This window comes from Lampropedia cohaerens (assembly GCF_001005215.1).
GTDB classification, from domain to species: Bacteria; Pseudomonadota; Gammaproteobacteria; order Burkholderiales; family Burkholderiaceae_C; genus Lampropedia; species Lampropedia cohaerens.
Window position 1 is genome coordinate 72,216 of sequence record NZ_LBNQ01000019.1, and the last position, 19,556, is coordinate 91,771.

Sequence of the window (19,556 nt, forward strand, 5' to 3'; positions counted from 1 at the left end):
TATTTATGCTCAATTGGCTGCACAGCTTGCAGCGTGAAGCTTTTTTTCTGTGTATGCGCATACTTCTGGTGGAAGATGATCGGCCGTTGGCTGATGCAGTGCTGGCCTACCTGCGCGCCAAGCCGTATGTCGTGGACGTGGTGGCAACGCTCGCGCAGGCGCATGCCCATCTGCATGGGGCCAGCTATGCGGCCGTGCTGCTTGATCTGCATCTGCCCGATGGCGACGGACTGACACTGCTGCCAACGATGCGGCAACTTCCCGATACGCCCATCACCATCGTTTTGACCGCGCGCGACCAGGTCAGCGATCGTATCCGCGGGCTTGACGCCGGTGCCGATGACTATCTGATCAAACCCTACGATCCGGAGGAACTGCTGGCGCGACTGCGCGCCATCGAAAGGCGCCGCAGTGGCACACGCAGTGCCGTGATTCAGCTGGGTGATCTGCAGATTGATCTGCAGCGCGGCACGGTGCGCAAGGCGGGCATGCCTATCGTACTCACGCCTAAGGAGTGGGTGCTACTGCATGCGATGGCTGTCAGGCCTCAGCACCTGCACACCCGCGAATACCTTCAGGATGCCCTCTACGGATTTGACCAGGAAGCCGACAGCAACACGCTGGAGGTCTTCATCAGCCGCCTGCGCCGCAAACTGGGCCGTTGCCATATCGTGACCGAGCGCGGCCTGGGATACCGTCTGAGCGCGGGAGACACCCCATGTTGAAACGCTCGCCGCACGCCCCAACTCCGGCCACGGCACAGACCTCGCTGGCAAAACAACTCACGCATGCACTGCTGCTGACGACCGCTGCGGTCTGGGCCGTATGCATTGTGGGCGTGGCGTGGTTCATTTATGCCAAGACGAATGAGAACTTCGATTACGAGTTGATGGAAAGCGCCCATCGCCTGCTGGATGTGGCCGTACACCAGTACGATGCCCACCCACTGACCGGCACACCAATCATTGCGCAGGACCCGCTGATTAACGATCTGCCGCTGATTTACCAGGTGCTTGACGCGCAGGGCAACGTGGTGCTCCGGTCGCGCGCCGCTCCGGTGCAGCCGTTCAACGCACCGTTGCAGACCGGCTTTGCGGATCTCGGCCCCTGGCGCATATATACCGTAGAGCATCCGTACCGACCGCTGTTTCTACAGTTGGCCGACCCCCTTGAGGAACGATGGACCGTCCTCATCAACGCCTTGCTGACGTTGGTTCTCGTAATGGTGGCGGTGCTCGTAGCCCTGGGGCTGCTGCTGCGCGTCGTCGCAGCACGAAAGCTGTCTGTGCTGCAACGTCTGCAGCGGCAGATCAGTCTGCGCAGCGGCACTGACCTGCGTCCCGTGCAGACTGCGGGCATGCCACAGGAACTGCGCTCTGTTGCCGAGGATGTCAACCGGATGCTGCAGCGGCTTTCCGACGCACTGGATGTAGAGCGCACACTGGCGGCCAACGCCGCACACGAATTGCGCACGCCACTGGCCACTGCCACACTGCACCTCCAAGCGGCGCTGGATGGACAGCTCGAACGCAGCGACATTCAGGCGGCGCTGGCTGGCCTGAAGAACCTGGCACACCGTACAGAGAAGTTGCTGCAGCTCTCCCGCGCAGAGGCAGTCTCGTCCGTAGGGCTGCACGCCGTCTCGTTGCTGGAGCTGGCTACCGCCGTAGCTGGCGAATTCTGGATCAGCGAGAACGCGCAGCAGCGGTTGGATGTGCTGGAGACAAACGCGCCAGCTGCAACAGAACACGCGTCAGCGGTCGCCTTGGCTGATCCGGACGCCTTGGCCATTGCACTGCGGAACCTGATCGAGAACGCGTTACGTTACAGCGACAACGCCAAAGTCGAAGTACTGGTTCAGGCGCCCGCCACCGTCATCGTGCGTGACCACGGTCCTGGCGTCTCGCCCGAATTGCTCAGCACACTGCAGACCCGCCATGTGCGCCAGGCCCATGACAGAGCGGGATACGGTCTGGGTATGTCGATTACTTCCAGCATCGTGCGAGGCCTGCGAGGGCAGTTGCGACTATCTTCCCCCCCAGCCGGCTTGCACCACGGTTTCGAGGCCCGAATGGAGCTGATACCCGCGATAATGGATCCTTTAGGCGGCGCACACGTGACCCCACAGGAAAATGCTGCGCCCTCTCTCCGGTGATGCAGACTTGCCGCGCGAGCGCAAACGAGCGATAATCTTCGGTTTCGTGCGCTAAGTGCTGCAGCAATGGGTGCTGCATGTGGCTGGTGCGAAGTTCCTGCTGAAATCTTTTTTTGCAGGATAAAAAGCCCTTTCAGGGCAGCGTTGTGAAGGATTTATCGCCATGAAAGAAGGCATCCACCCCGATTACCGCGAAGTGCTGTTCGTTGATCTGTCCAACGGCTTCAAGTTCGTGACGCGTTCGTGCGCACCGACCAAGGAAACCGGCAAGACCGACGATGGCCGTGAGCTGCCGATGTTCAAGCTGGATACCTCCAGCGAATCGCACCCGTTCTACACCGGCACGCAAAAGTCGGTCGACAACATGGGCGGTCGTGTCGAGCGCTTTCGCAATCGCTTTGGCAAGGTCGGCGCCAAGTAAGAACTGCGCCACCTCGTCAAGCAAGGCCCGGCTAGACCGGGCTTTTTTTGGCCCTGCGGGTGGCATGAGACGGCTCTAGGGCGCTGTCCGGCATGCCTTGCGGTAACCCGCCATGCACGCACTGCGCCCGTCATGCCTGCCATTGCTTGCGGCACAATAATTCGATCTGCCATGCACGCTGACCACAACGCGCGCGTGACAGTCCCTTGTCTCCTGCCTACTGCGGAATTGCTCATTTGCGCCTGAATCGCCCCCCCTCTCCAGCCATCGTCACGCAAGCGGCCGTGCGGGCGCTGCCGCGGCCACTGCTGTGGCTGCTGTGCCTGGTGTACGTCTGCGCGGGCTTTATCGGCCGCAGCGCCTGGAAGAATGAAGACGTCATCGCCTATGGCTTCATGCAGGCCATTGCGCGCGGCGACTCCCCTTGGCTGACGCCCCAGCTGGTGGGGCAGCCTCTGGAATTCGCTTCGCAGCGCCTGCCAATATGGCTGGGGGCACTCGCGCTTCGGATTCTTCCACCGTGGCTGGATCCCGAGCTGGCCACCCGCCTGCCATTCATGCTGCTGGTGTTGGCAAGCTTTGTGGCCACCTGGTATGCCGCCTACTATCTGGCACGTCGGCATGAAGCCCAGCCCGTGCCCTTTGCCTTCGGCGGTGAGGCACGGCCCGTGGACTATGCACGGGCGCTGGCTGACGGCGCCGTGCTTGCGCTGATTGCATGCCTTGGGCTTATCCAGTTCTCACACGAGACCACGGCGTCCGTGGTACAGCTAAGCGGCGCCAGCGTGCTGTTTCTGGCGCTCTCGGTACCACACCGCCCCCTGCTGGCGTTGCTGTGGGCCACAGTGGCTGTAGCACTGCTGTACCTGTCGGGCGGCGCGTTGTGGACGCTGATCGCCCTGTGCGCTGCAACGCTGGCGCTGCTGTGCAGCCACCCGGACGCGCCCCTCGGCCACGGCTTGCCGCACGCGACCGTTCCCCAAGAGGCGACGGGCCGCGCTCACGCGCGCCTCTGGCTACCTCTGGTGCTGCTGGCTGCAGCGGCGCTGATGGCCACCACACTCTGGCACGAAGGTGCATGGCCGCTGGCGGTGCCACGCTACGCAGCCGACGAGTGGAAGAGCATCGTGCGGCTTTTGATCTGGTTTGGCTGGCCCGCCTGGCCGCTGGGATGCTGGGCCCTGTACCGCTGGCGCCGGCACCTCTTCAATCGTCGCCCGGCCTACCATCTGGCCTTGCCGGTCGCACTCATTGCCGTGACCGTGGCGCTGGCCGTGTGCCTGGAAGGCTCCCGACGCGACCGCACGCTGTTTCTCAGCTTGCCCATGGCAGCGACGCTGGCCGCCTTTGCACTGCCTACCCTGAGCCGCAGCGTGGCAGCGCTGATCGACTGGTTCACGCTGCTGTTCTTCACCGTCTGTGGCGTCGCGATCTGGGTCATCTGGACCGCCACGCAAACGGGCTTTCCGGCCAAGCCCGCGGCCAATGTCGCCAAGCTGGCACCGGAGTATGTTCCGCAGTTCTCGCTGCTGGCCTTCGTGTTGGCGCTGGCGGCAACCGCCGTTTGGCTCATGGCCATTGCATGGCGCACCGGGCGCCATCGCGCTGCACTGTGGAAAAGCCTGGTCCTGCCAGCCGGCGGCGCCACTTGGTGTGTCGTCCTGGTGATGACCTTGTGGCTGCCGATGCTGGACTATGGCCGCAGCTATCTTCCGCTTATCGACAAGCTGCGTGAACACGTGCCCGCGCGCACCTCCTGCATTGTTGATCTCGGACTGCTGCAACCGCAGCTGGCAGCGTTTTACAGTCAGGCCGGATGGCCCATGCATGCCGAATCCTCCGAGATGGCAAGGACCTGCCCGCTGGCCATGCTGACGGCCGTGCGTTGGCAGCAACGCGAGGGCGAGCTGCATGCGGCAGGCTGGAGTGAACGTGCCCGTGTCCAGCGGCCTACCGGCGACGAGGCCATCGTGATCCTCTCGCACCCAACGCGTTGAACGCCGCCCCGGAAGTTGCGGCTCATCGTCGCGAGCACCCGCCTTGCGCCGCGAGGCGCGCAGTAGCGGATGGACGATGTGCATGGCGCCTTCCTGCGGGCATTCTCTGGTTTCGGCAATGTCCGGTCCGTGAACAGGTTCTCACGCCGCCAGCATGCGTTCGCGGCGTGCGCGCTCCTGTTCGGCCGCGACCACGGCAACTGGCGTCACCATACGGGCAGCAGGCAGTTCGATGCGAAACTGCGAGCCTTTGCCAACCTGACTCTCCACATGCAAATGCCCACCATGGCGCTGCACCACGTGCTTGACGATGGCCAGCCCAAGCCCGGTACCACCGGTGCCGCGTGAGCGGCTGCGATCAACCCGGTAGAAGCGCTCAGTCAACCGCGGCAGATGCTCGGCGGCGATACCCGGTCCGGTATCACGCACCGCAAAACTGGCGCCGCCATCCGGATGCCAGTGCCAGACCAGCGCAATGGCTCCGCCAGCTGGCGTATAGCGCACAGCATTCGTGATGAGGTTGAAGAACGCACTCTGGATTTCCTTTTCGCTGCCGGCGAGCCTGCCCATGTTGGCCGGCCATGGCTGTGCGCCGTCTGGCGATGTCTTCTGCACGTCATCCGCCAGCACCTGGCTCATCTCGACGCTATCGCCTGCCACAGGCTGGGCGGTGCGGCTTCGTCCGTCCAACAACCAGCGCTGGCCACGCTCATCGACGTAATGCAGTGTGATGGCATGCATGGGGGCGAGCGCGCCCTGCGCCAGTGAGGTGGACAGCGCCAGCGCTTCTTCCTGACACAGCCGCAGCAGCTGTGCCACCTCGATATATTCGCTGAGATTGGGCAGCGGGCTGCCTTCCAGCGCGGACAAAGTCAGCAGATCAGCCACCAACAGCTGCATGCGCTGCGCCTGTTGCTGCATGCGCCGGTAGTACAGATCACGCTCCTCATCCTGCAAGGGCAATGTCTGCAGCGTCTCGATATAGCCGGAAAAAATGGTCAGGGGTGTGCGGATCTCATGCGAGACATTGGCGATGAAGTCACGCCGCATCGCCTCGGTGTGCTGGATCTGCGTGATGTCACGCGAGAGCATCAGACGCTTGTCCTCGCCATACTCAAACAGCTGTACCGCCAGCCGGCGCCGCCCCATGCTGGCGCCGGCAACGGCGCTGCGCCCGTCCATCTCCAGCGTCTCACGGAAATCACCGACCGCGCAATAGCTGGCAAATTCAGGATCACGTACCAAGGTCAGCAGGTTCTGGCCGATATCACGATCGATATCCAGCCCCAGATGTTCGCCCGCCGTGTTGTTGAGCCACTCGATGCTCCAGTCGTGATCCAGCAGCAGCACCCCATTGGGCGATGCCTGGATGGCCATGCGCAACTCCTGCAGATGGCGCTGCTGGCGCTCTTCCCGGAAACTGTGCTTGCGCTGCTGTTTGCGCCAGAAGTACTGCAGATTGGCCCACCAGCCATAGAAACGTTGCGGCGCCTGGCCTTCGTCCTTGGCCCATTGATAAAAGCGCGCGTTCTGCCAGCTCACGTAGAAAAAGCCCAGCCAGAGGCTGATCAGTGCTCCCAGCAGCGCATGCCACCACTGACCGCCAAGCCATAGTGCCAGCAGCGCACCGGCCACCTGCAGCACAAGGAATCCCAACCAAGCCATCCGAGCCCTTCCCTGGTCGCGTTACAAGCCCATGCCTGTCCGCCCGTGCCTCCCAGGCATGGGAGAGGGCCAACATTGAGGGCGGCATGTCACGTGTTGCGCCATGGCGGGCGTAAACGACCGCCATGGGCCAAGCTGATTGTTGCCTATTGCTGGTGCCCCGGGCCGGGGTCGAACCGGCACGCCCCTGTTACGGTAAGCGGCGGATTTTAAGTCCGCTGTGTCTACCAATTCCACCACCGGGGCAGCGCGTGGCGGTCGTGCCGACCATGCACTGACGCCCGGCAGCGAAACGGTCGCCAGGCGCAAGCTCGCCATTCTAATGCAGCGCATGCGCTAAGAACCTCTTTGCGATCTTTTCAGCCGTCGCGTTGCCCCGCCAGTTGACGAGGATGCAAGAGGCACCGTCTCGCCGGACGCGTTGCGCCAAGGACCGCAAGGCGAAGGAATGCAAACAGGTCCTCACGCCTGCGACAGGCTCAACGCACGCGGCATCACTGCAACAGATCGCGCAGCACAAACGGCAGGATGCCACCGGCGCGGTAGTAGTCCACTTCGATGGGTGTATCGATGCGCAGCGTCACCGTGATCTCCTGCACGCTGCCATCACGGCGGGTGATGCGCACGGTCGCCTCACTCTGCGGTTTGAGCTCAGGATGGACGAACACGTCGACCTGCTCCGATCCATCCAGGCCCAGTCCCTGCCAGGAATCACTGCCCTGGAACTGCAGCGGCAGTACACCCATACCCACCAGGTTGGAGCGGTGGATGCGCTCGAAGCTGCGCGCAATGACCGCTTTGATGCCCAGCAGCTGCGTGCCTTTGGCCGCCCAGTCGCGGCTGGAGCCGGTACCGTACTCCTCTCCTGCGAAGATCACGGTGGGGATACCCGCTTGCATGTAACGCATTGCAGCGTCGTAGATCGGCATCTTCTTGCCAGCCAGTTCGCCCTCACCCTGGTAGATCGTCACGCCACCTTCCTCGCGCGAGCCATCCGCAGCTGGCGGAATCATCAGGTTCTTGATGCGCACATTCGCAAAGGTGCCGCGCATCATCACCTCGTGGTTGCCCCTTCGCGAGCCATAGCTGTTGAAGTCCTGCTTCATCACACCGTGCTCCTTGAGCCACTGGCCAGCAGGCGAGGACTCTTTGATGGATCCGGCTGGCGAGATGTGGTCGGTCGTGATGGAGTCGCCAAACAGCGCCATGATGCGAGCCCCCGACACCGCCGTGCCTCGCTCGTCAATCTGCACCGGCGCAGAGTCCAGCGAGAAATCGCGAAAGAACGGCGGCTCGGCAATGTAGGTGCTCTTGGGCCAGGAATAGGTCTCGCCGGTCACGCCCTGGATCTTCTCCCACAGCTTGCCGGGGTTCTGCGCAATGCTGCCGTAGTTCTTGCGGAACGCTCGCGCATTCATCGCATATTTGAGCAGCTTGTAGACCTCGTCGCTGGTCGGCCAAATGTCTCCGAGGTAGACGTCACGGCCCTTGGCATCCTGCCCGACCGGCTCGCTCATCAGGTCCTTGAGCACTGTTCCGGCAATGGCATAGGCCACCACCAGCGGCGGGCTGGCCAGGAAGTTGGCCTTGATGTTCGGGTGGATGCGTGCCTCGAAGTTACGATTGCCTGACAGCACAGCAGCGCAGACGAGATCGTTCTTGATGATGGTTTCATTGAACTCGCTGCGCAGATCGCCTGCATTGCCGATGCAGGTGGTGCACCCGTAGCCGGCCACCGTGAAGCCCAACTGCTCCAGATACGGCAGCAGACCGGCCTTTTCGAGATACTCTGTCACGACCCGCGAGCCCGGCGCCAGCGAGGTTTTGATGTGCGGCTTGACGCGCAAGCCCTTCTTGACCGCCTTCTTGGCCAGCAGGCCCGCTGCCAGCAGCACGCTAGGGTTGGAGGTGTTGGTGCAGCTGGTGATTGCGGCAATCAGCACATCGCCGTGTCCCAGTGTCACCTCCTCCCCGCGGTCGGCAGGCTGGGCCGCCAAATCGGTTTCAGCAGGAGGCAGATCGGGACGATTGAGGACCATTTCTGCCTTATTGCGCTCGGCACCTTCCGGCATGGGCGGCTGCGCCTCCAGCGGGGTGACCGGGGGAGGACAGACATCGTCGGTGCAGACACCATCGCTGGCGTAATAGCGCCGTCCCAGGCGCTCTGCCGGCTGGTTAAAGCCATTCTCCGCAGGCGACTTGCTGAAAAGATCAACGAAAGTGCTCTTGACCTTGCCCAGCTCAATGCGGTCCTGCGGGCGCTTGGGCCCGGCCAGACTGGGCGTGACGGTGCACAAGTCGAGCGTCACCACCTGGGAGTAATCAATCTGGCCGGCCTTGGGCACGCCAAAGAGCTTCTGCGCCTTGAAATAGGCTTCGAAGGCCTCGATCTCTGCCTTGGTACGGCCAGTGCCCTCAAAGTACTCGATGGTCTTCTTGTCGACCGGGAAGAACCCCATGGTCGCGCCGTACTCGGGCGCCATGTTGGCGATGGTGGCCCGATCTGGCACGGACAGGCTGGCGGTCCCCTCGCCAAAGAACTCCACGAACTTGCCCACCACCTTCTGCTTGCGCAGAATCTCGGTCACCGTCAGCACCAGGTCCGTGGCAGTGACGCCTTCGCGCAGCTTGCCCTTGAGCTCGAAGCCCACCACGTCCGGCGTGAGAAAGTACAGAGGCTGGCCCAGCATGGCAGCCTCGGCCTCGATCCCGCCAACACCCCAGCCGACCACACCAATGCCGTTGATCATGGTGGTGTGCGAGTCGGTTCCCACCAGCGTGTCCGGGTAATACACACCATCCGCGGTTTTGTGCACGCCACGTGCAAGGTACTCCAGGTTGACCTGGTGCACGATGCCGAAGCCGGGCGGCACCACGCCAAAGGTCTTGAAGGCTTGCATGCCCCATTTCATGAAGGCATAGCGCTCCTCGTTGCGCTTGAACTCCAGCTTCATGTTCAGGTCCAGCGCATCCTTGGTGCCATAGTAGTCCACCATCACCGAGTGATCGACGACGAGGTCGACCGGCACCAGGGGCTCGATCTTCGCTGGCGGTTTGTCCAGGCGCTGGGCCACGCTGCGCATGGCAGCCAAGTCTGCCAGCAATGGCACGCCGGTGAAGTCCTGCAACACCACACGCGCCAGTACAAAGGGAATCTCCTCCGTCCGCTTGGCGTTGGGCTGCCAGTTGGCCAGCTGTTGCACATGCTCGGGTGTGACACGCTTGCCATCGCAGTTGCGCAGCACCGACTCCAGCACCAGCCGAATGGAGATGGGCAGGCGCTCCACATTGGGATAGAGCTTTGCAAGCTGCGGCAGCGAATACAACATGCCTTGCTTGCCGGAAGGCAGGCGGAAGGTTTTGCGCGTGCGGGCCAGCGCGGCATCGGCAGCCACCGCGGCACCTGCCGCCTTGCCTGCCGATGACCTGGCCGAACGCGTGCGTTTTACAACCGAAGAAGATGTATTCGTGCTCATGGGGACCCTTTCGCTATCTTTCTTTTCCGTTGAAGGCAGCGCGGTCGCAAAAGCGCCGCGCGGGGCGACTCGGTGTGACAAGCCATGAAACGGCATTGCCTTGCGAAATTGACAATCAAATTGTAGGCATATTCGCCGCCATAAGTCGTCGGACACCGTCGCCTGAATCCGCTACCGCGCAAAATCGCCGCAAACCTATATGCGGGTGCCGCGACTTTTTTTAAAGAGTGGCCCAGCAAGGGACCGCGAACGGCCATGGCATTGCGCCAGTGGCCACTGCGCGCGCCATAGGGAAAACCATTAGGCCGTGCGTGATCGCTTTCCAGCCTTGGCGTGCCAGAGCCGTAGATGCAAACATCCTATTAAATGGCAGGACTCACGACAACGCCATTCAGAAAATACAAGGGCTTGCCGGTGGGATATGCAATGGGATGGTTACCGGACCATCATTAAGGAGCGCGACTTGCATATGGGCGGCAAATTCCCCTGCTTCCACCACGCCATGACGAATACGCGCTTGCCGCAGGAAATAGTCATACAGCTGTTTTGCCTGGGTAGGCGGCGCGGCGTGTGAAAAGCTGGGGCGATTTCCACCCGAGACGTCTGCCGCGAGGGTGAACTGGCTGACTACCAGCAGCCCTCCCTGCACATCCTGCACGCTGTAATGCATGCGCCCCTGATCATCACTGAAGATACGCAGCTTGAGCACCTTGGTCAGCAGACGATCGGCCTCGCGTTCGGTGTCGCCCACCTCGGCGCAGACAAACAACAGCAGACCGGCATCGATGGCACCGACAACACGTGCATCAACGCTGACCTGTGCATGGCATACCCGCTGGACAAGCCCGATCACGGCACAGCTCCTTCGCGCGGACGTGACGTGTGCGGCGTCGGCAGCCAGAGCACATTGTCACGGTACGCAGTTGCCGTCAGCACGGCACGCACGGTCGCCAGCATGACGGCCTGCATCGCCATCGCGGCAAGCACCACCATGGACAGCGTGCGATCAGCCACCCGCCCGGTAGCCAGCGCAAACAGGGTATCGCCATCGCTCATCGTGTGGACAGGAGTAATGGTTCTGGCCAGCCCATCATGGCCAGCCATTGCCAGGCGCTGGAGCTGAGTCCGGGACAGCGCCGCATCCGTTGCGATCACGCCGATCGTGGTATTGGTGCCTGCCAAGACCCCTGTGGGCGGGGTCCCCTCGAGCAAGCGTTCATAGGCATCGCACATCTGCAGGGCATCGGGCGAAACGCGCGCGCCTGCAATGATGTGACCGCGTGTGGGGTGGCGCACATCCCCCACGGCATTGCAGGCGACCAGCGCCCCTACGGTAATGCCTTCGACGCACACGCTGGCGCTTCCGACGCCTCCGCGCATGGCATGGGCCAGACCAAACAGCTTGCCCACCACCGCGCCACTGCCCGCGCCCACGCTGCCCTGCGGCACTTGCATGCCGGCACGCGCCAGCCGCGCGGCTTCCTCGCAGGCCGCATAGCCGCAAGCCGCATCGGGGCGGATTGCCGCATTACCCAGCACCAGATCAAACAGCACCGCCGCCGGCACGATGGGCACACGTGCAAAGCCGGTATCCAGGCCGATACCGCGCTGCTCCAGCCAGTGCATCACACCATCGACGGCCGCAAGACCAAAGGCACTGCCCCCGCACAGCACGAGGGCATGCACTTGCTCGACGAGATTGCCCGGCTGCAGCAGGTCCGTCTCGCGCGTGCCAGGCGCGGCACCTCGCACGTCGACAGCAGCCGTCGCGCCCGCTTCGGTCAATACCACCGAGCATCCGGTGGTGCGCCCCGCCATCTCGGCGTGGCCTACGCGCACACCAGCCACTTTGGTGATACAGCTGGGCTCAGCCAGCGCACGGTCAAAGTCAACAGTCATGGCCTGCAGTACGCCAAAGTGCACGTCCCTGTGTCTCAGGCTATTCGAGTTCCTCGAAAATCAGCGCCGGTGGCTCGATCACCCGTACCAGGCTGCCGAGATCGCGCAGCACCCGGTTGGCGAAAAAGCTGCTTTGCGTATCCGGCTCCAGTGCCGCCACGGCCAGATGCGCCAGCGGCTGCCCCAGCGGCACATAGAAGCTGCCGCTTGGCACTTCCGCGCGCTCACCAGTCAGCGCCACCTGTACCCGCAGATGTTCGCCCTGCGCGTCGTCGATCACGCCGCGCACGTCCAGGCGCTCTGCTTGCTCCCGCGCGATTTCGTTATAGCGTTCCACCTGCAGCGTTCCGGGTTCGGCTACCCGCCATACCGCCAGTCCCAGCATTTGCAGACGCGCCACCGCGTCCGTCTCGGCGTTGGCGATGAGGTAGCCACACGGGCGATTGCGTTCGACCGTCGGCTGCAACTGCAGTGACGAGCGCCACGGCAGCGTGCGCACAATATCCGCGCCGGTTACCGGATCCAGCAGCGTGATGTCCCTGCTCTGCATCGGCTGCTGCGCGTCAATGACCAGGCGGCCCCGGCACGCCTGGGCCGCAACATCACGCTCGACGAAGGCCTGTACCTGCATGAGCTCGTTGCCACGCAACGCCGCCTGCTCCAGCACCGTGTGTGCCGCCACCACATGGGCATGCACCCGGCGCTGCAGGTGCATGCGCCCGATGCCGATACCGCGCGTCTCAACCAGCAGACTGACTGCGTTCTTCAGGCCATTGACGTTGCGCCCCGTATCCGCACGCGTGCCGCCCATCGCCAGCGTCAGATCCTGCATGTCGGCAGATGTGGTGAAATACCACTGTGTGCGCAGCGACTCCGCACCCAGCGCCTCGAACAGCGACAGCGCGAACCACTCGTCGGAAGCCTTGACGATGAACTCGCCGATGTTGGGCGTATTGGCATATTGCAGCATGGCGTCATAGGCCTGCACACCCTGAAATTTCTGCTGGAAACGCCCTGCAACCGTGAACTCGTGGCTGTCGACGATGACCAGCGGTCGGTACTCACGCGTGAGCTTTGCGAGCGCACGCGCCTCCGGCGAGCGCAGCAACAGATGATCGCGATTGAGGTCAATGCGATTGGCCAGCGTGCGTGTGGCCTGCTCGGCGCCGTCAGGGTTGGCGCGCGGCACGATGATGACATTGAGCTGCGCAAGCACATTGCTCCACGATCCGCTGGCCAACTGCTCGGCCACTACCAGCATTGCCTCGCTGGCAGCCGGCTCATTGCCATGCTGCTGACCAATGAACAGCACCGTAGGCTTGCCTGATGCCATGAACGCGGACGGCGATACGTCGCCGCCCCTTGCGAGATACAGCGCCTCAATGGGCTGACCGCGCTGGGACTGGCCGATGGCTTGCACGCGCGCGGTCACCCCCGCTGCCGCACGGGTAGTCACATCGTGCAGGAACTGGCGCAACTCGGCATTGGTTGTGAAGGTTGTACGCCCCGGCTGCAGGCCGGGCGTCTGGTAGCGCACCGCCGGATCGGGAAAACGTGCGGCAACAGCTTCGCTGTAGTCCTGCGCGGCGGCAGCGTCCACTGGTGCAGCAGGCACCGCAGGCTGATGCACCGCCGGGTCGCTGCCTGGCGCGGGCCACGGCGGAAGTGGCGTGGTGGTACAGGCTGCCGCCAGGAGTGCCGCCATCGCCAGCCCGCTCAGGCGCGCACTGCGGCCGACGAAGGCAGCCAGTTGCATGGTGGATGAATCAGACATGGTCAATCCTCTCTCTCGAAACCTTTTTACGATCTTTCCTATCCCGCGCCGCCTCGCCAAGCGGTGGAACCATAACACAGGGTTGCCGCCCACCAACTTGGTCCAAGATGCGCCTCGCCTCTATTTCCGCTGGCGCAATGGCGACCTGCGCCGGGCACTGCTCACTCCTCGCTGGTGGCCGCGCCGCCATCGCGCGCAGCAGGAAGACGCGGCTGCGCCGGGTCGATGTCAGTGATGGCACCCTCGGCAGCCGATGGCGTCTTCCCCGCTTCCTGGGCGGGCGGCGTCTCCGAAGGGGTGGGCGTCAGGTCCTGCCCCTGCGGCCCGCGCAGACGCGCCAGCTCCCTGAGGCAGTAATGCGCATACCACAGTGAGGTAAATGCAAACACCCAAGTAAACAGCCACACGGCAACCGGAATGAGCACCGGAAACGCAACCGCAAACACCACGCCCGATGCCCACACCAGACTGGGCGTGGCGCCCAGAAAGCCGCAAGCCACACCGATGACCAGCAGCGGCCAGCGGTGCTGCGCCAGCAGCACCTGCCGTTCGGCCACCGTGGCATGCTGGGCCAGCGCATCAAAACTGAGTACACGATAAGCCAGCCAGCCCCAGATCAGCGGCGGAACCACCAGCGCCAGCGGCGGTACCAGCCACAAGGGCAAGGTCACCACCAGCGCCGCAAAGGCGGCCAGCGTCGACAGCAGCGACCAGCCGAGGCTGCGCCAGAAAACCTGCTTTCCCCCGCGCCTTTGCAGGTTTGGAAAGCGCCGCGCGGCCACATCATTGGCCATCAGCGGCGTCATGAACAGCGTAACCAACAGCAGTGCGACGATGATCAGCACCGGCGTGACCAGCATGATGACAAGAACGGGAGCAAGAAACTCCGTGGCATTGTTCACGCCAAGGCCGATCAGACGGCCGTCTACCCATGTCCAGATACTGCTGGCCTGCATCCAGCCAGCCACCCTGGCGACGGCCTCCCCCCAGTACAGCCAACCCAGCACCACCGCCGCAACGATGATGATGCCCAGCGGCAACAGCGACAAGGCGATCACGCGGGGGCGAAAGCTGTCGACCAACGCGCGCCAGAAAGATTGCAGCATGGCGTTCATAAGGGCTCCTGAGCAGCAGAAGTCAATGGGATAAACGGCTGCATTGTGACTGCATCCGCCGCACTGCCAGCGACAACGGTTTTTTTCGCATCGGCCATCCGTCTCTACATGCGTGCATGCGAGGCGCCTTGCCCAGCTCGCCAGCAGCACCAACGATAATGCGGCCCTTGCACCACGGAGTGTCGCGACAGCGGCTGCCCGCAGCGACGCGCAATCTTCCACTTTCTGCTTTCCATGCCTCCTGCCTCCCCATTGACCGGCATTGCCCTGGCTTGCATGGCGGTGGTGCTGTTTGCGCTGCTCGATGCCAGTTCGCGCTTCGTAGCCGTAGCTATCCCCGTTCTGGTCGCGCTTTGGGTGCGTTTTCTGATGCAGACGTGCATGACATTGGTGTTGCTAAAGCGCGACACAGGCAGCTGGCTGCCGCACCCGCAGAACCTGCCGTGGCAGATCGCCCGTGCCTGCGCGTACGTGCTCTCCAGCAGCTTGTCGTTCGTGAGCCTGCGCTACATCAATGTCGGCGAGTTCACCGCTATCGCGATGATTGCCCCGGTCGTCGTCTCGGTGCTCGCCATCGTGGTACTGCACGAGAGGCTGCCCATGCTGCGGTGGCTGCTGCTGGGCATCGCATTGAGCGGTGCGGTGCTGATCATCCAGCCTGGCAGCATGGACTTCCGGTGGGTCATGTTGCTGCCCCTGGCGCAGGTTGCCGCCAATGTCTTCTATCTGCTGATCACCGCCCACTTGGCACGCTACGATGCGCCACTGACCACGCACCTCTACACCGGGCTGGTGGGACTTCTGACCATCTCAGCCTTGCTGCCATGGACGTGGCAGCCATTTTCCGCTCCGTGGCCCATGTGGATGGCGTTAGCGGGGGGCGCACTGGCTGCATCCGTCGGCCACTTGCTGCTGGCACATGCCTACCGCTTCGCACCGTCGACGGTACTGATGCCCTACCTGTATGGGCAGGTGGCCATGGCGGTGCTGTTAGGCTGGCTGTTTTTTGGCGACATTCCCGATCTGCCATCGAGCATAGGCATCGCAATGATCGTCGCCAGCGGCATCAGTGGCGCGCTGCTGAGCTGGTGGCAGGCGCACCGCCTGGCGCGCAAGTAACCAGTTACTGCAAGGGCTCGCTGGCCGCCTCGGGCAGCGGCAGCACCGGCACCCCCTCCTGCAGCAGCTCCACCACCTCCTGCACCGACGCCTGGCCGTGGATGAGTCGCTCAGGCGCCTCGCCGCTGTGGATGCGGCGCGCCTCATCGGCAAAGGCATCTCCGACGTTTTCGCCCTCGCGCAGGACGGCTCGGGCATGGGCCAGCCAGCGCGCGTGCAACTGCGCCAGGATCTGCGCCTCGCTTGGCGCCGCTACTGCACTGGCGACCGGCACGGCATCGCCATCCAGGCGACGATTGCTCTTGGCCTTGAGCCGGGGTGCGCTCAAGGCTTTTTCAACAGCACAGCTGTTGCACATGGGGCACTGCAGCAGACCACGGCTGCGCTGCCCCTGGTAGTCCTCCTCAGAGGCAAACCAGCCCTCGAACACATGGCCTGCATCGCAACGCAAATCAAGAACCTTCATAGGCGCGATTTTGCGGGTTTTTCATCAAGTTTTCACGGCGGCCGCCCCAGTCACATCCTTGCGGCCACGGCGGCGCAGAGCGCGCACCGGCTTCAGCCTCGTGCCAATCGCTTCCAGAGATAGTGGTAGACAAAGCCAGGCGCGGCAAACGTCAGGAACAGGCAGCCCGTGATGACATAAAACGCCCAGCCCTGGCTGGCAACCTGCCCCACCTGGGCTTCAAACAAGCGGCCAATCACCCCCACCACGCCATAGAGCAGCAACAGCTCCAGCATGTGCCAACGTGGCGATTTGGCGCCTGCAGAACGCGGCCCCACGAGCAGCAGTCGCGAGCTGACAAACGGTGCGTTGGCTGCGGCAACGGCCAGGCCGATCAGCAACCAGATGGCGGCATCCATGTTCATGCGCTATTACCGATGCGCAGAGGAGCTGATGCGCCCGCGCGGCACCACACCCCTGCCCTCAGGTACGCAACGCGTTCAGAATTGCCTGTGCACACAGGGCCATCAGCCCACCAGGCAGGAGGCCAAGCACCAGCATCAGTGCGCCGTTGGCAGTCAGAACGGCCCGCACGTCCCAGCTCGTCTGGATCCGGCCCGGGTGGGGCTCCGGCGCATCGAAGTACATGACCTTGACGACCCGCAGGTAATAGAAGGCGCCGATCAGCGACATGATGACGGCAAATACCGCCAATGCCACCGCCAGCGGTGCCTGCGTTGCCAGCAGCGCCTGTAATACGGTGAACTTGGCGTAAAACCCCACCAGCGGCGGAATACCTGCCATCGAGAACATGCACAGCGCCATGATTCCGGCATAGAGCGGGCTGCGCTGATTGAGACCAGCGAGATCACTGATGTCTTCGGATTCGAATCCGTCACGCGTGAGCAGCAGCAAGATGCCAAAGGTCGCCAGCGTAGTCAGCACATAGGTCACGACGTAGAACATCGCCGAGCCATACGCCGCCTGCGCGCTTTCCGCGGTGAACTCGCCGCCATGCACACCCGACATCAGCCCCAGCAGGATGAAGCCTACGTGCGAAATGGTCGAATACGCCAGCATCCGCTTGATGTTGTGTTGCGCAATAGCCGCAAGGTTTCCCACAAACAGCGAACAGATTGCCAGCACGCCCAGCATCTGCTGCCAGTCGGCGGCCAAGGGAATCAGCCCGTCGATGAGAATGCGCATGATGATGCCAAACGCCGCCAGCTTGGGCGCCGATGCGATCAGCAGCGTGATGGCGGTCGGCGCGCCGTGATAAACGTCGGGAATCCACATGTGAAACGGCACGGCGCCCAGCTTGAACGCCAGACCGGCGACGATGAAGACCAATCCGAACACCAGCACCTGCGGGCTGTCGACAAGCCCGAAGTTGACGACACGGAAGATCTCGCCGATGTCCAGTGATCCCGTGGCACCATACAGCATGGACATGCCGTAGAGCAGGAAGCCACTGGCCATGGCCCCTAGCACGAAGTACTTCATCGCCGCCTCCGTGGCCTGCGCATCGTCACGGCGCAGTGCCACCAACGCATAGCTGGACAGCGTCAACAACTCGAGTCCGAGATACAGCAGCAGCAGGTTGTTGCCGGAAATCATCAAGTCGATGCCCAGCAGCGCAAACAGCGACAGGGAGAACAATTCTCCGCCACGCATCATCGCACGCGGCGCCGCATAGGGCCGGGCGTAGATGAGCACCACCGCCACCGTCACCGCGGCAAAGCCCTTGAGCCAGCCCGCCATGGCATCGACCACCAGCATGTTGCCGAAGCCATACACGGTGTTGCCATTGATGGCGTACGTGAAGTTCATGGCTGCCACCGCGATCAATGTCAGCAACGTTAGCCAGTGCGTTGTGCTGCGCAGTCGGCTCTTCTCGCGTAAATCGACAAGTGTGATCACGCAGCCCATGATGAGCAGCACCAGTTCGGGATACACCGCCACCCAGCTATATCTATCAATCATCTTTCGGCTCTTTTTCTGTAGCGATTACTGCAGCTTGGCCTGCGCGACGTGCGCCAGCAGGTTGACGACCGAGGCATCCATGATGTCGGTAAACGGCTTCGGATAGACGCCCATGAAAATCACGCAGACGGCCAGAATGGCCAGCACCAGCATCTCGCGGCAGTTGATGTCCTGCAGCTGCCGGACATTGTCGTTGGCCACATCGCCCAGATAGACCTTCTTGTACATCAGCAGCGAATAAGAAGCCCCGAGAATCAGCGCCGTCGCCGCCAACAGACCCACGATGAAGCTGTACTGCACACCGCCGATGATGACCATCCACTCGCCGATGAAACCTGCCGTGCCCGGCAGGCCCGCATTGGCCATCGCAAACAGCAGTGCAAAGGCGGCAAACTTCGGCATGGTGTTGATCACACCACCGTAGGCCGCAATCTCACGCGTGTGCATGCGGTCATACAGCACGCCAATGGCCAGGAACATTGCCGCCGAGACGAAGCCGTGCGAGACCATCTGCACGATGGCGCCAGTCATGCCAATGTGGTTAAAAAGGAAAAAGCCCAGTGAGACAAAGCCCATGTGCGCCACCGAAGAGTAGGCGACCAGCTTCTTCATGTCCTCCTGCACGATGGCCACCAAGCCGACGTAGATCACAGCAATCAGCGACAGCGCAATCATCAGCCATGCGTACTCATGCGCAGCGTCCGGCGCAATCGGCAGCGAGAATCGCAAGAACCCGTAGGCGCCGAGCTTGAGCATGATCGCCGCCAGCACTGCCGAACCGCCGGTGGGCGCTTCCACGTGCACGTCAGGCAGCCAGGTGTGCACCGGCCACATCGGAATCTTCACCGCAAACGCGGCAAAGAACGCAAAGAAGATCCAGGTCTGCTCCAGCATCGACAGCGGCGTGTTGTGCCAGGTCTGTATATCGAAGCTGCCGCCCGAGGCGTTGTAGAGATAGATCACTGCGATCAACGTCAGCAGCGAGCCAAGCAGCGTGTACAGGAAGAACTTGAACGCCGCATAGATCTTGCGCGGCCCGCCCCAGATCCCGATGATGAGATACATCGGAATCAGCGTGGCCTCGAAGAATACGTAAAACAGCATGCCGTCGAGCGCGGTAAACACCCCGATCATCAAGCCCGAGAGGATCAGGAACGCGCCCATGTACTGGTTGACGCGCTCGGTGATGCTCTGCCAAGACGCAATCACCACCAGCACGGTGATGAAGGCCGTCAGCGGCACGAACCAGAACGACAGGCCATCAATACCCAGGTGGTAATGGATGTTGAAGGTGGAGATCCACAGTGCGCGCTCGACGAACTGCATCTGCGCTGTCCCCAGCTCGAAGCCGGTATAGAGCGGAACGGTGACCAGAAAGCCGAGGATGGCACCAATCAGCGCCAGCCAGCGCACCAGATTTTCCTGCCCGGGCTTGCCAAGAGGCAGCAGCACGATGCCCGCCACGATGGGCACCCAGATCGCGAGACTTAACCACATTTTTATTGTT

At 62.6% G+C, this 19,556-nt stretch carries 15 protein-coding genes and 1 tRNA gene; 5 read left to right on the forward strand and 11 right to left on the reverse strand.

Going from position 1 to position 19,556, the window contains the following annotated elements; translation table 11 throughout:
- Positions 1-53: 53 nt before the first annotated feature.
- The 4 genes from AAV94_RS04855 to AAV94_RS04870 all read left to right on the forward strand — a co-directional run bounded on the left by AAV94_RS04855 (position 54) and on the right by AAV94_RS04870 (position 4,573).
- A complete protein-coding gene (locus AAV94_RS04855; protein WP_046741293.1) occupies positions 54-725 on the forward strand; it encodes a response regulator in 672 nt (223 codons plus the stop codon).
- Complete coding sequence (locus AAV94_RS04860; RefSeq protein WP_046741204.1) at positions 719-2,155, forward strand: ATP-binding protein; 1,437 nt, start codon at positions 719-721, stop codon at positions 2,153-2,155. The genes AAV94_RS04855 and AAV94_RS04860 overlap by 7 nt, the downstream gene beginning before the upstream one ends.
- 163 nt (positions 2,156-2,318) lie before the next feature.
- On the forward strand, positions 2,319-2,576 hold the full coding sequence (locus tag AAV94_RS04865) for a type B 50S ribosomal protein L31 (protein ID WP_046741205.1): 258 nt from the start codon (positions 2,319-2,321) through the stop codon (positions 2,574-2,576).
- A gap of 236 nt (positions 2,577-2,812) precedes the next feature.
- A complete protein-coding gene (locus AAV94_RS04870) occupies positions 2,813-4,573 on the forward strand; it encodes a hypothetical protein (protein WP_052754918.1) in 1,761 nt (586 codons plus the stop codon).
- A gap of 141 nt (positions 4,574-4,714) precedes the next feature.
- Here AAV94_RS04870 and AAV94_RS04875 read toward each other — a convergent pair whose 3' ends face one another.
- From AAV94_RS04875 to AAV94_RS04905, 7 genes are all read right to left on the reverse strand, one after another.
- A complete protein-coding gene (locus AAV94_RS04875) occupies positions 4,715-6,238 on the reverse strand; it encodes an ATP-binding protein (protein ID WP_046741206.1) in 1,524 nt (507 codons plus the stop codon).
- Positions 6,239-6,391: 153 nt separating this feature from the next.
- Positions 6,392-6,484 (reverse strand) — tRNA-Leu (locus tag AAV94_RS04880).
- Positions 6,485-6,732: 248 nt separating this feature from the next.
- Complete coding sequence (locus AAV94_RS04885) at positions 6,733-9,567, reverse strand: aconitate hydratase (protein ID WP_231731245.1); 2,835 nt, start codon at positions 9,565-9,567, stop codon at positions 6,733-6,735.
- A 538-nt stretch (positions 9,568-10,105) separates the two neighbouring features.
- Complete coding sequence (dtd, locus tag AAV94_RS04890; RefSeq protein ID WP_046741207.1) at positions 10,106-10,567, reverse strand: D-aminoacyl-tRNA deacylase; 462 nt, start codon at positions 10,565-10,567, stop codon at positions 10,106-10,108.
- Complete coding sequence (locus AAV94_RS04895) at positions 10,564-11,613, reverse strand: P1 family peptidase (protein ID WP_046741296.1); 1,050 nt, start codon at positions 11,611-11,613, stop codon at positions 10,564-10,566. The genes dtd and AAV94_RS04895 overlap by 4 nt, the downstream gene beginning before the upstream one ends.
- A gap of 40 nt (positions 11,614-11,653) precedes the next feature.
- A complete protein-coding gene (locus tag AAV94_RS04900; RefSeq protein WP_046741208.1) occupies positions 11,654-13,387 on the reverse strand; it encodes a M14 family metallopeptidase in 1,734 nt (577 codons plus the stop codon).
- 161 nt (positions 13,388-13,548) lie between these two features.
- Positions 13,549-14,493 (reverse strand): EI24 domain-containing protein, encoded by a 945-nt coding sequence (locus AAV94_RS04905; RefSeq protein WP_197408009.1) that lies wholly within the window; start codon positions 14,491-14,493, stop codon positions 13,549-13,551.
- Positions 14,494-14,736: 243 nt separating this feature from the next.
- On the opposite strand from AAV94_RS04905, the gene AAV94_RS04910 reads away from it, so the two are divergent.
- Positions 14,737-15,621: a DMT family transporter gene (locus AAV94_RS04910; RefSeq protein WP_046741209.1), complete on the forward strand. Its 885-nt coding sequence runs from the start codon at positions 14,737-14,739 to the stop codon at positions 15,619-15,621.
- Between the two features lie 4 nt (positions 15,622-15,625).
- Here AAV94_RS04910 and AAV94_RS04915 read toward each other — a convergent pair whose 3' ends face one another.
- From AAV94_RS04915 to AAV94_RS04930, 4 genes are all read right to left on the reverse strand, one after another.
- Positions 15,626-16,087 carry a DUF1178 family protein gene (locus AAV94_RS04915; protein ID WP_046741210.1) on the reverse strand — a complete coding sequence of 154 codons (462 nt, stop codon included), beginning with the start codon at positions 16,085-16,087 and terminating at the stop codon, positions 15,626-15,628.
- Between the two features lie 92 nt (positions 16,088-16,179).
- Positions 16,180-16,491, reverse strand: a complete 312-nt coding sequence (locus tag AAV94_RS04920) for a DUF2818 family protein (RefSeq protein WP_046741211.1) — start codon at positions 16,489-16,491, stop codon at positions 16,180-16,182.
- Between the two features lie 58 nt (positions 16,492-16,549).
- Positions 16,550-18,049, reverse strand: coding sequence for an NADH-quinone oxidoreductase subunit NuoN (gene nuoN, locus AAV94_RS04925; protein WP_046741212.1), 1,500 nt, complete (start codon positions 18,047-18,049; stop codon positions 16,550-16,552).
- 24 nt (positions 18,050-18,073) lie between these two features.
- Positions 18,074-19,546 carry an NADH-quinone oxidoreductase subunit M gene (locus AAV94_RS04930; protein ID WP_046741213.1) on the reverse strand — a complete coding sequence of 491 codons (1,473 nt, stop codon included), beginning with the start codon at positions 19,544-19,546 and terminating at the stop codon, positions 18,074-18,076.
- Positions 19,547-19,556: the final 10 nt, after the last annotated feature.

Bases quoted from the DNA above. Each gene is read 5' to 3' on its own strand.
- AAV94_RS04855 (WP_046741293.1), top strand. From the start codon at position 54: ATGCGCATACTTCTGGTGGAAGATGATCGGCCGTTGGCTGATGCAGTG.
- AAV94_RS04860 (WP_046741204.1), top strand. From the start codon at position 719: ATGTTGAAACGCTCGCCGCACGCCCCAACTCCGGCCACGGCACAGACC.
- AAV94_RS04865 (WP_046741205.1), top strand. From the start codon at position 2,319: ATGAAAGAAGGCATCCACCCCGATTACCGCGAAGTGCTGTTCGTTGAT.
- AAV94_RS04875 (WP_046741206.1), bottom strand. From the start codon at position 6,238: ATGGCTTGGTTGGGATTCCTTGTGCTGCAGGTGGCCGGTGCGCTGCTG.
- AAV94_RS04885 (WP_231731245.1), bottom strand. From the start codon at position 9,567: ATGTTGTATTCGCTGCCGCAGCTTGCAAAGCTCTATCCCAATGTGGAG.
- AAV94_RS04895 (WP_046741296.1), bottom strand. From the start codon at position 11,613: ATGACTGTTGACTTTGACCGTGCGCTGGCTGAGCCCAGCTGTATCACC.
- AAV94_RS04900 (WP_046741208.1), bottom strand. From the start codon at position 13,387: ATGTCTGATTCATCCACCATGCAACTGGCTGCCTTCGTCGGCCGCAGT.
- AAV94_RS04905 (WP_197408009.1), bottom strand. From the start codon at position 14,493: ATGCTGCAATCTTTCTGGCGCGCGTTGGTCGACAGCTTTCGCCCCCGC.
- AAV94_RS04910 (WP_046741209.1), top strand. From the start codon at position 14,737: ATGCCTCCTGCCTCCCCATTGACCGGCATTGCCCTGGCTTGCATGGCG.
- AAV94_RS04915 (WP_046741210.1), bottom strand. From the start codon at position 16,087: ATGAAGGTTCTTGATTTGCGTTGCGATGCAGGCCATGTGTTCGAGGGC.
- AAV94_RS04920 (WP_046741211.1), bottom strand. From the start codon at position 16,491: ATGAACATGGATGCCGCCATCTGGTTGCTGATCGGCCTGGCCGTTGCC.
- nuoN (WP_046741212.1), bottom strand. From the start codon at position 18,049: ATGATTGATAGATATAGCTGGGTGGCGGTGTATCCCGAACTGGTGCTG.
- AAV94_RS04930 (WP_046741213.1), bottom strand. From the start codon at position 19,546: ATGTGGTTAAGTCTCGCGATCTGGGTGCCCATCGTGGCGGGCATCGTG.